Annotated in this window: 18 protein-coding genes and 1 tRNA gene; 8 read left to right on the top strand and 11 right to left on the bottom strand. The window is 34.3% G+C overall.

Annotated features, from left to right (window positions below; genetic code table 11):
* Positions 1-256: 256 nt before the first annotated feature.
* The 4 genes from L6N96_05380 to L6N96_05365 all read left to right on the top strand — a co-directional run bounded on the left by L6N96_05380 (position 257) and on the right by L6N96_05365 (position 3278).
* Positions 257-808, top strand: coding sequence for a transcription factor (locus L6N96_05380; GenBank protein MCP8323591.1), 552 nt, complete (start codon positions 257-259; stop codon positions 806-808).
* A 183-nt stretch (positions 809-991) separates the two neighbouring features.
* Entirely contained in the window at positions 992-1549 is a 558-nt protein-coding gene (locus tag L6N96_05375) for an HDIG domain-containing protein (protein ID MCP8323590.1), read from the top strand.
* Between the two features lie 97 nt (positions 1550-1646).
* Positions 1647-1946, top strand: coding sequence for a hypothetical protein (locus L6N96_05370; protein MCP8323589.1), 300 nt, complete (start codon positions 1647-1649; stop codon positions 1944-1946).
* A 96-nt stretch (positions 1947-2042) separates the two neighbouring features.
* Complete coding sequence (locus tag L6N96_05365; protein ID MCP8323588.1) at positions 2043-3278, top strand: MFS transporter; 1236 nt, start codon at positions 2043-2045, stop codon at positions 3276-3278.
* A 22-nt stretch (positions 3279-3300) separates the two neighbouring features.
* On the opposite strand, the gene L6N96_05360 is transcribed toward L6N96_05365, so the two are convergent.
* Positions 3301-3375: transfer RNA gene (locus L6N96_05360), tRNA-Met, on the bottom strand.
* Between the two features lie 316 nt (positions 3376-3691).
* Between L6N96_05360 and L6N96_05355 the strand changes: the two genes are divergently transcribed.
* From L6N96_05355 to L6N96_05345, 3 genes are all read left to right on the top strand, one after another.
* Complete coding sequence (locus tag L6N96_05355; protein ID MCP8323587.1) at positions 3692-4153, top strand: Lrp/AsnC family transcriptional regulator; 462 nt, start codon at positions 3692-3694, stop codon at positions 4151-4153.
* Positions 4154-4266: 113 nt separating this feature from the next.
* Entirely contained in the window at positions 4267-4959 is a 693-nt protein-coding gene (locus tag L6N96_05350; protein MCP8323586.1) for a hypothetical protein, read from the top strand.
* A complete protein-coding gene (locus tag L6N96_05345) occupies positions 4946-6607 on the top strand; it encodes a nucleotidyltransferase domain-containing protein (GenBank protein ID MCP8323585.1) in 1662 nt (553 codons plus the stop codon). Before L6N96_05350 ends, L6N96_05345 begins: the two co-directional genes overlap by 14 nt.
* On the opposite strand, the gene L6N96_05340 is transcribed toward L6N96_05345, so the two are convergent.
* The 6 genes from L6N96_05340 to twy1 all read right to left on the bottom strand — a co-directional run bounded on the left by L6N96_05340 (position 6608) and on the right by twy1 (position 9621).
* Positions 6608-6796, bottom strand: a complete 189-nt coding sequence (locus L6N96_05340) for a 30S ribosomal protein S27ae (GenBank protein MCP8323584.1) — start codon at positions 6794-6796, stop codon at positions 6608-6610. It abuts the gene before it with no gap.
* A 16-nt stretch (positions 6797-6812) separates the two neighbouring features.
* Entirely contained in the window at positions 6813-7154 is a 342-nt protein-coding gene (locus L6N96_05335; GenBank protein MCP8323583.1) for a hypothetical protein, read from the bottom strand.
* 56 nt (positions 7155-7210) lie between these two features.
* On the bottom strand, positions 7211-7780 hold the full coding sequence (locus tag L6N96_05330) for a GTP-dependent dephospho-CoA kinase family protein (GenBank protein ID MCP8323582.1): 570 nt from the start codon (positions 7778-7780) through the stop codon (positions 7211-7213).
* Between the two features lie 28 nt (positions 7781-7808).
* The gene (locus L6N96_05325) at positions 7809-7997 is read right to left on the bottom strand and encodes a DNA-directed RNA polymerase, subunit E'' (protein MCP8323581.1); all 189 of its coding nucleotides are present in this window, start codon (positions 7995-7997) and stop codon (positions 7809-7811) included.
* Positions 7990-8589 carry a DNA-directed RNA polymerase gene (locus L6N96_05320; protein MCP8323580.1) on the bottom strand — a complete coding sequence of 200 codons (600 nt, stop codon included), beginning with the start codon at positions 8587-8589 and terminating at the stop codon, positions 7990-7992. Before L6N96_05320 ends, L6N96_05325 begins: the two co-directional genes overlap by 8 nt.
* A 72-nt stretch (positions 8590-8661) precedes the next feature.
* Positions 8662-9621, bottom strand: coding sequence for a 4-demethylwyosine synthase TYW1 (gene twy1, locus L6N96_05315; protein ID MCP8323579.1), 960 nt, complete (start codon positions 9619-9621; stop codon positions 8662-8664).
* 117 nt (positions 9622-9738) lie between these two features.
* Between twy1 and L6N96_05310 the strand changes: the two genes are divergently transcribed.
* A complete protein-coding gene (locus tag L6N96_05310; protein ID MCP8323578.1) occupies positions 9739-10371 on the top strand; it encodes a hypothetical protein in 633 nt (210 codons plus the stop codon).
* A 216-nt stretch (positions 10372-10587) separates the two neighbouring features.
* Here L6N96_05310 and L6N96_05305 read toward each other — a convergent pair whose 3' ends face one another.
* The 4 genes from L6N96_05305 to L6N96_05290 all read right to left on the bottom strand — a co-directional run bounded on the left by L6N96_05305 (position 10588) and on the right by L6N96_05290 (position 11545).
* Positions 10588-10743, bottom strand: coding sequence for a hypothetical protein (locus L6N96_05305; GenBank protein MCP8323577.1), 156 nt, complete (start codon positions 10741-10743; stop codon positions 10588-10590).
* 84 nt (positions 10744-10827) lie between these two features.
* On the bottom strand, positions 10828-11046 hold the full coding sequence (locus L6N96_05300; protein MCP8323576.1) for a helix-turn-helix transcriptional regulator: 219 nt from the start codon (positions 11044-11046) through the stop codon (positions 10828-10830).
* Positions 11046-11381 (bottom strand): DUF2178 domain-containing protein, encoded by a 336-nt coding sequence (locus tag L6N96_05295; protein ID MCP8323575.1) that lies wholly within the window; start codon positions 11379-11381, stop codon positions 11046-11048. The genes L6N96_05300 and L6N96_05295 overlap by 1 nt, the downstream gene beginning before the upstream one ends.
* Complete coding sequence (locus tag L6N96_05290) at positions 11378-11545, bottom strand: hypothetical protein (GenBank protein MCP8323574.1); 168 nt, start codon at positions 11543-11545, stop codon at positions 11378-11380. The genes L6N96_05295 and L6N96_05290 overlap by 4 nt, the downstream gene beginning before the upstream one ends.
* Between the last annotated feature and the right edge of the window lie 413 nt (positions 11546-11958).

Here is an 11958-nt window from a genome sequence, read left to right as displayed (position 1 = left end):
TGGACCGATACTTTGAGGGTAAAGAGATATCAAAAAAATTTGAGGATGCAAAGGTAAAGATAATACCCCAAAAAAGAGGGAAGCGTATAGTGTTTATTTCAAACGAAAAGAATAGTGAAGTTGAACTATAATTTTATTTTGTTACTTCCTTCAATAATATCGATTCGATGGAAAATCTTAAAAACGATTTTTTACTAAATTATCAATGTGTGTTTTTCTATGTATTTTCAATTTACATAATTATTTAGGAGGAAAAATGATGGTTAAACATTCAAAGATTGAGTATGAAGATGCCTTTGTCAAGATAGCTGGTTTACTAGGTGGCGAAGATTATGTAAGAGTAGCAAGAGCACTGCTTAACAATGAGCATGCAACTGACGAAGAGATAGCCAGTGCTACGGGATTGAAAATTAATACTGTCAGAAAAACTTTATACCATTTATTTGGTAGGTCTCTTATTGGTGGAGTAAGAGTCCGTGACTTGAAGAGAGGTTGGTTTGTATACAGATGGCGCGCTCAAAGAGACCAAACGGACAGTTTTATAGATGCTCAGAAGAAAAAAACATTAAGGAGACTAAAAGAAAGATTAACTTATGAAGAAAGCCATGACTTCTACCATTGTGGTACCCTTGAATGTCAAAGAATGACTTTTGTAGAATCGATTGATCTGTTCTTTAAGTGCCCTAACTGTGGTAAAATCTTGGATGGGGTAGACAATAACGAATTAAAGAAAGCTCTTGAATGGAAAATCAAGGAAATAATAGAGGAAATAGAGAATGTTAATGAAACTAGCGAATCTGTGGATTAACTAGATTTTTATAAGAATAAATAAGCATTATAAAACTGCTTGATGATCAATATCATATTTACATCGATTTATTCTCAATCTTATTACGCGTTTTAGAACTTCTCCATCAGGACTGTTATATTAATCTGTAGTACTGCTTATTAAGCAGCCTATTTTAGAAAGACGTAAGATGAAAAAAGAGAGATGAACGAGCAAGAAGCAATAAATTTATTGAAAAAAGAGAAGAACCTTGATACACTTATTCGACATAGCATTACTGTGAGTGAAGTCTCAACTATATTGGCTTTGGCTATAAGGAAAAAGGGTTATGATATTGACTTAAATTTAGTAAAAGTAGGAGGTTTATTGCACGATATAGGTAGAACGAGAACACATTCAGTTCATCATGGATATGTAGGTGGAAGACTTTTAAGAGAAATGGGCATTGATGAGAAGATAGCAAGGATAGCAGAGAGGCATGTAGGTGGGGGGTTATCGAAAAAGGATGCTGAGACATTAAAATTGCCAGAGGGAATATATATGCCAGAAACTTTGGAAGAGAAAGTAGTCTGCTTCGCTGATAAAATTGTTGAAATAGATCATGTCATTCCTTTAGAAGAGACTTTGGATAAGTTCAAAACGGAACTCGGAGATGAAAGTGATAGTGTGCAAAGACTCTTAGAACTAAAGGGAGAACTCGCAATATTGTTAAAATGTAACCCAGAGGAGGTAGTCAATAAGAATTTCGTTTGTATGAGATAATTATGCATACCTTGACTCAGATTTATTAGGTATCTATTAGTTAGAGTAATTATATTAAAATATATATTAATGAGTTGATATCTTAAAGTATTAGACATTGTCTTTTTTAAAAGATAAGGGTAATGCTCTAGATACATTGGAAGTACAGATAGTGAATTTTCTTCGTAGAAATCGCGGAAGAGTATGCACAAAAGAAGAGATAGCATCAGGACTATGCTTCCTTCCTTCCAATTACTACCGTGTAAAATCAGTCGAATCACTAACAGATACTCTAAGTAATGTCAGTTCAATATGGCTTGTACAAGAAGCCATAAAAAAACTTTTGAAAGAAGAAAAAATCTTCATGAAGAAGGTTAAGACTAATCTCGAAGAAGAAACATACTATATGGTACTTTAATACAAAGAACTAATAAATTTTAAAATTTAGTAATAGTTCTAGAACCAAATAATTTGGATTTATATATTATATTTAGTGTCTATTCTTTGGCATAGTATGCCATACAAAATTGTTTGGCAACGTATAAGAAAAACTGTAGGATATTACGGTGGTATTAAGAAAGAAGCCAAACTAATAATTATCATATCTTCTCTTACATCCCTTCCATACAGCTTTCTCTTAGTAATTCAATCGATCTACCTTGAGAAAGCAGGAATAGATCTTGTTTCAATAGGTATTTTGTATACTGTTTTCGGTCTTGTAAGTTCAACCTTTGCTATTCCATCTGGTATATTAAGTGATAGATACGGTCGAAAGACTCTTTTAGCACTAGGTATTTTTCTTCAAGTAATCTCATACTTAATATACATTTTCACCATCGACTACTCTCTACTTTTTATTTCTGGGATGATGGGCGGTGCTGGAAGTGCTATGTTCTACCCTTCAAGTAGTGCTTTATTAGCAGAGAAGGCTTATGAAGGAAAGATGACCATGACTTTCAGCCTTTCTTTTTTTGTATCAACCTCTACATACACTATTGGGGCCTTATTTAGTGGTTTACCAGTTTACTTCCGAGTATTGTTTGATTTTCCTGAAGTACTATCATACAGGCCGATGTTTGCCATTAGTTCCTTCTTTTTGATTCTATCGTTCATACCTCTTGCTTTAATCAAAGAAGATAAAATTTATAGAGCTAAAAGAAAATTCCTACCAAGAAAGTCGTTAAAAATTATTGCTAAATTCTCTCTCACAAATATTTTAGTTGGTATTGGGGCAGGTCTTATAATACCTTTGTTCTCTCTTTGGTTTTATTTAAATTTTGGAGTAGATGAGGTAGTCCTAGGTCCACTATATGCTTCAGTTAACGGTGTCATGGCTTTGTCATACCTTATCGCACCTAAGCTCTCCGATTCACTTGGTATGGTTAACAGTATAGTTCTAACTATAGGCATGTCGACAGGCTTGATTGTTATAATACCATTTGTTGACAATTATAGCATAGTAGCAATTCTTTTCATAATAAGAGCATTCTTAATGAACGTCTCAAACCCTATATTACTGTCATTTATAATGGGTATGGTTACTCCAGAAGAAAGGGGTTCGGCTTCAGGTATAACCGGCGTAGCTTGGAACCTTCCTTATGCTATAACTGCAACATTTGGAGGTTATATTTTCCAGCACATTTCACTTTATTTACCATTCTTGATATGTAGTGTATTTTATACTGCCTCGATTATTTTGTTTTATGGATTCTTTCGAAAATCGAAAAGAGGGAATGATCAAAAAACTTAGATTTAATGGCGGTTGTATGGAATAGCGAGGAGTGGATTTGAACCACCGATCTGCGGGTTATGAGCCCGCCGGGATAACCTGGCTTCCCCACCTCGCTATCGATAGGTAAGTTGCAATCCACTTACCCTTCCACTAATTTAGATTCAGAGGAATGCGGCTTAAAAATCTTGTTACAAAAAAAGATTTTCAACATAAATTATTAGGAAGCATCTATAGCTCTGTAGGAATTTCGTTATAGTTGGATTTCTGATAATATAGATAATCAATTTTATTATTCTATTCCATATCTTTTGTCAATTTCCTTTACCGCTCAATAAGGTATTTGTATGATTCAATTAGTATTTATAATTTTTTTATTAAAAAATTAAGTTTATTAAGCAGAATTACATCAAGTTAGTATACTAAGGTGCTGAATGATGGGCAAAATAGATGTGATGGATATGAAAATTTTAACAGAATTAATAAAAGATTCCAGTCTCTCGATTCCAAAGTTAAGCAAAAAGATTGATGCTAACCCTTCTGTAGTATATAGCAGAATCAAGCGTCTCTTAAAAAGAGATGTAATTAAAACATTTACTATTGTCGTGAACGAGGAACTCTTGGGCTATACCGTAACCGCAATAATAGGTACAGAGATCGATGCAAGGCAGAGAGAGACTATAATAAATGAGCTTTTAACGATAAAAGAAGTTAGAAATGTTTCTGAGGTGACGGGAAGGTTCGACCTTCTCATCTTAATCAAGACAAAATCTATGGATGAGTTATATAATATTATTTCCGAAAATATCGGTAAGATAAGTGGAATCTTACATACAGAGACTTTTATAGAAATGAATAAAAGAATAAAAGAACCTATATACTCAGTTCAAAGGTAATACTTATTATAGTATAGTATAGTATGAATCATTTTGTATAGTGATATATCGGTACTTTTATAAAAAAAGTTTTACTATATATGATAGATTACTTATTAAAAGGCTGAGGCCGATTGAATCCTTTACTTAAAGTAGAAGAAGCCGAGAAATCTAGAAAGTTACCATCATCCATTATAAAGAAGATTAAAAAAAGAATAAAGTATGTGGAGGATGGTATCTCCAAGATAGAGTCCGCCTCGGGATTAAAATATCCGTCTTATTATGTTGAACCAATCCTTCCATTATCATCAAGCCATATTGAAGCATATCAAATTGGTGTCCTTTATGCAAGAATTATGCCAATAGAAACGTTTACAGGACTTGAAATTTTGGTTCAAATTTCGGCACCACTCGTTGTCTTTGGATTAAAAACTACTATACGCGCAGTCTTGGCTCATGAATTCTTGCATTATATCGAGCTCCTAAGGCGCTTTAATAATTTAGATATCGTCTCGGATTCTCTTTCAACTTCTTTATTTGAGTCTCTTTACTCAGATTATGGAAAATTATTTGAACCTAAACTTATTTTCAAAGATAGAAAATTAAGTAAGTTACTCGATGAAAAATTCTCAAATGGTCCTCATGATGAGAAGTTACACGAAAAGACTTTAAAAAAATGGATAGAAAAAGGTCTTCCTACTATAAATCTGTCTCCTGATAGTAATATAATTAGAGTTCCAGTATCTCTTATCTTAAACATGAAGATTGACCCCCTTTTAAAGCTAAAGCTCGAGGAGCTTGAGCGTAAGGGCTATGAACGAGATTAATATGAGTGGAAATATCTACCAGCTGGATGTAGACAAAAAAAATCAGATATTAGAAGTTCTTCAAGATATAATTAAAGAAAGAGAAATTTTAGCCCTCTGCGTTTACGGGTCTCGTATCACTGGCTATGCAAGAAAAGATAGTGATTATGATGTTATAGTTGCTCTCTCAAATTATAAGCAAAAATTGAGGTATAAATATATAAAAAAAGGCCTAGATTTGGCTGCTTTAATAGTCGATAGTAAGTCCTTGATGAAGGATGCTGAAAAAGCTTCTTTAGGTGAATTTGTAGCTGGTAGGCTATTAAATACTTATGAAGCTCTAAAAGGGGGCGATTTTCTTGAAAAAGTTGAGATAAAGTTAAAGAGTAGGGTAATATTCGAAATTCTAGATGAGATTGCTTTAACTTATGGTGATCTCTCTACAGATTTTATCATCCCAATCAAGTATATTTTATTTGAGAAGCTTAAAAAAAGAGCATCTCTTTACCCGCCAGCTTTATACAGTTATGTGATGACTTATAGTGGGCGCTTGAGTGAAGATAATCTGAATGCTACCCTTAAAGGTTTTCTTTTAACATTGAAAAAAATGGAAATGCAAGAATGGATTTCTTTAGATACTGAATTCCTTAAGATTAAGGAGAAGTACCTTAAATTAAGAAAGACCAGAAAGGTTCCAACCAAACTCTTATCCATCAAGAGAGGTATAATGTCATATTTAGCTCATGGTTATGCGGGACGTGTAAATCTAGATGTTGTAGGAAGAGAGGTTTTATCAAAGATCACCAGATCAAAAGAAGTTCATTCCATACCGGAGGAGATAGAGCGCCCAAAAAACCTCTGGAGGATCGATGATGGCCTATTAATCGTTGAAAGTAATAATTGGATTTACCAGATTATTAGTTATCTTGGTTTGGGCCAGAATATCAAAATAAGTCAAAGACGAGAAGAGTTCCACGAAATCTTGGAAGTATATACCTTGAAGGATGAATATAAAGAGATCGTCATAGCCGTGAAAAAGTTTAAGGATCCTTTGTCGTTGAAGTGGGCATTTTTGAATTTTTTAACATTTTTTATTAAAAGATTCGAATTATTACCTCTATCAAGACTTAAAAATGAATACAAGGCTATAAGGCGATTAAGAGAGATCGGCTTGAATACACCAAAAGTGATCTCAATGATTTTAGATCAAAAAATTTTAGTTACAGAGTTCATAGAAGGAGTTAATTTAGGTAAAATTGTTAAAAATATCTTAGATGAACATTATGTAGAAGTATCTCCGATTTCCTTATATGGCGAGACTATAGGTTATGCACATAAACATGGATATTCTTTAGGCGATGTAAAGCCTTGTAATGCGATATTTTCAAAAGGGAAGATATTCTTGACAGATCTGGAGCAGTCTGCCGAGAATGGAGATATTGCATGGGACATTGCAGAATTCATTTATTATTCGAATAAGCTTACTTTAAATGCTATTGGGGCTAGGAAGATAACTCATGCATTTTTAGATGGATATCTTAAAGAGGGAGATATTAATACAGTTAAAAAAGCTATAAGCCTAAAATATTTTTTACCCTTTCAAGTAGTTGTTAGCCCAACTGTAGTTCAAGCTATTAGAGATGAAGTGAATAAGATAATTACACGATGATTATTCTTTCTTGAAGATAGTATATCCACATTTTCCGCAAGTCGATCGATCTGCATGCTCAGCGAGGAAAACCCCTCTTCCACATCTTGGACACTCCTTTCTCAACTTGACTAGAGATAAATCATCAATTCGGTAAAATTTCCAGATTTGGGGACTGGCTTTTTTCTTAATTTGCTTTTCTTCAGACAAACCCGACATCTCCTATTTATGAGCCTTTACTAACCTTTTTTCCTTTCTTCTTTCTCTCTTTGATAATCTTTTCCCTTTCCTCTTTTGGTAACATCCTCAAGAATACATGTCTTGTGAGCTGCTTTTTAGCATCCTCAGGATTATCATAAATGTAAAAGAGCCCAGATATATCCCTTGTACCCATCTTCGTCTTCAAAGAAAGTAAATACACTTTGTCGATATCTATTTTAAGCTTTTCTGAGATAATCTTGATAGCATCTTGCCTTGTCAAAGATCCAGCAACAGAGCTGAAAGTACATAGGATTTCCCTCCTTCCAAGTAGATTGTTTATTTTATCCTCCTTTATCTGAAAACTCAATGCACTACCTACCAATCTGAACTATAATATTAATATCTTTATTAGTTAAAATCAATTTACCTACCGTTCTCTACATCACTTTTTACGATCATTTTATTGATAATTGAAATTGCCATCTCTTTTGAATTTTGATTAACTTTAATGATGACCATACCCCTTCTAGGTTGTCCATAAAGTATGGATGTACAATTAGGGAAAAATACTATTGCAGGAAGAACAAGGAGATCCTCCTCACCGTCTACGATGATCCTGACAGGTTTAATCGCTTTTATAGCAGTTGATAAAACTCTTAAAGAATCTCTTGATATATGCCCAGCTGGGTTCGATGCTCTCAGTTCGGTCTTTATTATGGAAATAGGTAAACTCCTTGGAAAGCGCATTTCTCTCCCATCTACTATCTGGATTGATGGTATAATACCAAGGTTAATCAATCTGTGAGTAGTAGCGTCCCCAACTGTAATTATCAATCCGCTTTTATCTATATGTTGTACTATCTTCTCATAAGTTAACTCATTATTTAAAACTAAAAGCCCTAATGGCTCCTTCAATACCTCTCTTAGCTTTTCAGTCAGTATATATTCATGCCTAATAATATCCGATATTCGACTATGCTTATTTCGATCCATAATTTTATTTTTTTTATTTTACCTTCGTTCAACTAACTTTCAAAGCATATCTACCAGGTTTGCTAATATTCAATGTCTTGGCAACAAGAGATCGTTCGACATCGTTGATGATTATAAGTCCGGACCAATCAGGGGTCATATCTTTAGATTTGCAGTTAGGACAGATGCGATTTGTAGTTAATATTTTACATTTTCTACATGCGAATTCTTTAACCAATTGATTTCACATTTTTTGTTTTGCTCTCTACTTCAACGATCTTTGAAGCTTTCTTTAAATCCTCTTCAATCCACTCTAGTGCTCCCAAGAAAGGTTGTCTACTCGTCACGCCAATCTTCCCTATAGTCGCTCCTCGCCCTAAACTTACTGCAGTAATTCTAACTCTGACTTTGGAGCCGACTTTAATTGTTCTTTTACTCTTGCTTGCTAATATGATACCTTGTCTAACATCGCTTGTTAAAAAATCATCTATAATCTGGGATAGGTGAAGCATCGCGTCAACAGGCCCTATCCTTACAAATGCTCCAAAGTCGGTAATTTCGACGATCTCTCCCTCAACTATCTCTTGAATCTTTGGATAAAAATTAAGTACAGAGAACTTCACCTTATGATAAGTACTTCCATCGCCAGGAATTATCTTTCCTACATGACCAACTGACACGTCTCTGATCAATATTATATAACCCAGCTCAGGATCTATCGTGCTCTCATATTTCGTCTTCAGAATTTCTAATGCTACCTCATTAAGTGGTTGACCGAATTTTGCTGGAGGAACCCTTATAACATCTTCAAGCTCAACTATCTGGAACATAACTCAACTTCCCAAGGAGAATAGGTATACAGATTAATTAGCTTAAGAATTTTTTGGTATATATATAAAAAATTAATCGAAAGAGATAGGCTTTTTGAGTCTTGAAAGTAATAATACTCGGCTATTCCTACACCTTCCTATGACTTTATACCCCGTAGATTTAGATATCTGTTCACCTAACTTTTCGATATCTTTGAATCTTGGCATGTTGCTTCTATCAAGTCTGTTTGTTGAATATCCAAGATGCATATAGGCTTTTATCTCTACGTAGGTGCAATTAGACAAGTCTATCAATTTGCTAAAATTTTCTGAATAGTCTGTGTTTATGCCTTTTATAGCAGTTATTCTTACCACTTTTGGACATTTAAAGCTCTCCATGAGCTCAAGAGTCTCCTTTAGGCAATACCATAGCTTCGGTGAGATTGGGCGATTTATTTTCTGATATGTCTCATAATCTGGTGCAGTTACGGATAAATAAAGTTGAGAAGGCTCATAATCGAGCTTTTTTAGAGCCTTTGGAACTACACCGCTCGTTACAAGAAATATAGTAAACCCCTGTTCTTTAAATAATGAAATAAGTTTTCCCAACTTAGGGTATAGAGTAGGTTCACCTGAGAGGCTTATTGCTACCATATTTGGTTTGAGCGCCTCCTCGTACTTTTCTTTGCTAACTCTTCCCTTGATGACTTGATCTTTATATCCTGTAAGTATTCTTCTTTGCTCTTTAATGCAACCTTCGAATATCTTCTCTGGTTCATCCCATCTATCATTGAATGTCTCATTCCACTTGATAGATAAATCGCTGGGCATAACCCTCCAGCAATAGATGCAATGGGTCAGACAACTCAAGACCGCTGGCGTTATCTGGAGGCAGCGATGCGATTTAATCCCATAGAACTTTTGCTTATAACAAACTTTATTTCGAACCAAACTTTCATGTAACCATTTACATTTCTTGACACTTGAATGCCTACCAACTATATGATATTTCTGCCTTCTCAATACATCTAACAATTGAGGAGGATATGCCATTCCCTATCGCTAATAACATTCATTATTGACTCCCATAAATTTCTATCCTAAAGGCTAATCCATCTTATTTACCTGATCACTTTTAAATACCATGATGTGATTTATTATCGGGATTAAATGGAGCTTTTCGATGTAGCTATTGGCTTAGGAATCGGTCTAATAATGGGATTATCGATATTTTATATCACATTAAAATCTTCAAAACAACATATTGAAAAAGCTGAAACGCTTGCTCCAACAACTCTACCTTTATCAGCTCAGGAAAAACTCATCCAAATGCCTGAACTTGAGAAAGCTCGAAAAGAGTTGAACGCTATACTACTCGAAAAGGAATTACTCTCTAGTGCCCTCACACGTGTTTACGAAGCAGAAGTTCAAAAAAAGATTACTAAAGCAGAAAGAGAGCAGCTTTCACAAAAATATCGTGAACAATTGAAAGCAGTAGAAAAGAAGCTAGGAAACACAGAACTATTAATAGAGGTCGGAGAGTTAGAGAACCTTCGAGACGAGCTTATCAACTTGTTTGAGCGAAAGATAGTACAGATAGAGAGTAGGTTGAATCAAGCTAAAGCTAAGTTAGGAGAAGTTCTTGGTCCAGCTATCAAACCTTCAATGCCAATTAAAGGAGTGGAAAATAAAGAAAAAGATGAAAAATCTGAAGAGGCAAAAGTCGATGAAAAGGTTAAGGCTTTAAGGGAAGAGGTTTTGCAAGCTCTTGATAGACTGGAGCAAATTGATATAGAAGAGTAATTTTTGTATCAAAAAAGAGTTCAGAACAAATCCCTTTTATAGTTTAGGGCTCTATTTAACGTTGTATGCTTAAAATGCGTATTCAAGGCGTCTATCAAGTTGTTTATGGAGATGAACGACGTCGATGGTACTAATTGGGATAATGTCTCTTAGTATTATCTTTCTGAATTCTTCAGGTATTTTTTGAAGAACATTCTTTAACTTTGATGATTCCTTTTAACGATTTTCTTCACTTATGAGAATTATTCCATTCGTTTTAGTTTGTTGGTTTACATAATCAGTTTGCATAATAGCATCTACAAGATATGTTTCCTCAAGATTTGCTCCGCTGAGGTCTCCTCTCCTAAGATCTGCTTTTGTTGTTGATGACACATTAATTAAAAAGAAGAAATAGTTGAAAAAATAAAGAAGAAACCTCCAAAGGCCTTAGCTTAGTTTGTTACCCTTCCAAGTCAACTAAAACTCTCTGGAGTCTTCTTCTTCAAAAATGAACAAGCCATCTAAAGTTGTTCTTAAGGCTTTAGCTACATCGTACGCTAGTTTCAATGAAGGGTTGTATCTACCTTTTTCTAGATAGAGTATCGTTTCTCTTCTTACCCCAACCGCTTTTGCCAAGTCTTCTTGCGTCATATCATATCTTGCCCTGAGTTCCTTCATTCTTGTTTTAAATGACATTAAATGTCTCCTTTTCTGTTGAAGTACCAACGTAGTCCAAGGAAAGATAGAATGAATACCAAGGTTGATATTATTAGTGCAGGCATCGCTTCTAAAATAATATAACCTAATACTATTTTACCGATAAAAAGCACCCATGAAAGTCCCAACATGAAATAAACGCCTATGATAACAGTATAATATGCTGCCTTTCCATTGATTTTTTGTGTACGTTCATCTTGTAGAGGATCCCCCGACCTTCTCTCTTTGACTATTTTCCATACTGCTACAATACCAACCAAGATTGCAATAATCGCTATCCCAGCGATAGAAATAAGCCATATAGGGACCATCATGCTTCCCTCCTCTTAGCTTTGGCTTTCCCTAACAACAGAATTGTGTTGAAGGTGCTTATTATGCCAATTCCTACCATCACTAACATGGTTGCAACACCAGTATGATTCTCTCCCAAGATTGGCTCTACCCATCCCATGAAAAAGGATCCTATCATTTTCAACATCTGTTCCCTCCGTTATTCATTTCCAACATTATGTTGAACATATCTAACATCATGTTATATATTTCTAATATATATAAACATTGCGCTGTCGGTACACACAAGCGGAGAATAATTATTAAAAGAATAACTCTAATGAATTATGTACTAGTAGAAGTTTATCAAATTAAGTTGAGATATAAAAAATTTCATTTTTTACATTTAGTGAATTTTGTAAACAATTAGATTGTTAGGTAGTATGACTTTGAATAATTCATGAATATTGAAGTCATAATTGGTTGGTTTTTAACTATACTTGTATTATTCCGTGGAGATTCGAGCCGATCTCGATCCCCCCTTATTCCTAACATGAAGAAATTAAATATCATCCGCATTACTAAAGTAAGATTTTGGAGGGTGATAAGTATAAAATATAA

Source organism: Candidatus Methylarchaceae archaeon HK02M2, from assembly GCA_024256165.1.
Taxonomy (GTDB): Archaea; Thermoproteota; Nitrososphaeria; order Nitrososphaerales; family JACAEJ01; genus HK02M2.
Note: the sequence above shows the minus strand (reverse complement) of the source record. Positions and strands in the feature narration are given on the sequence as shown.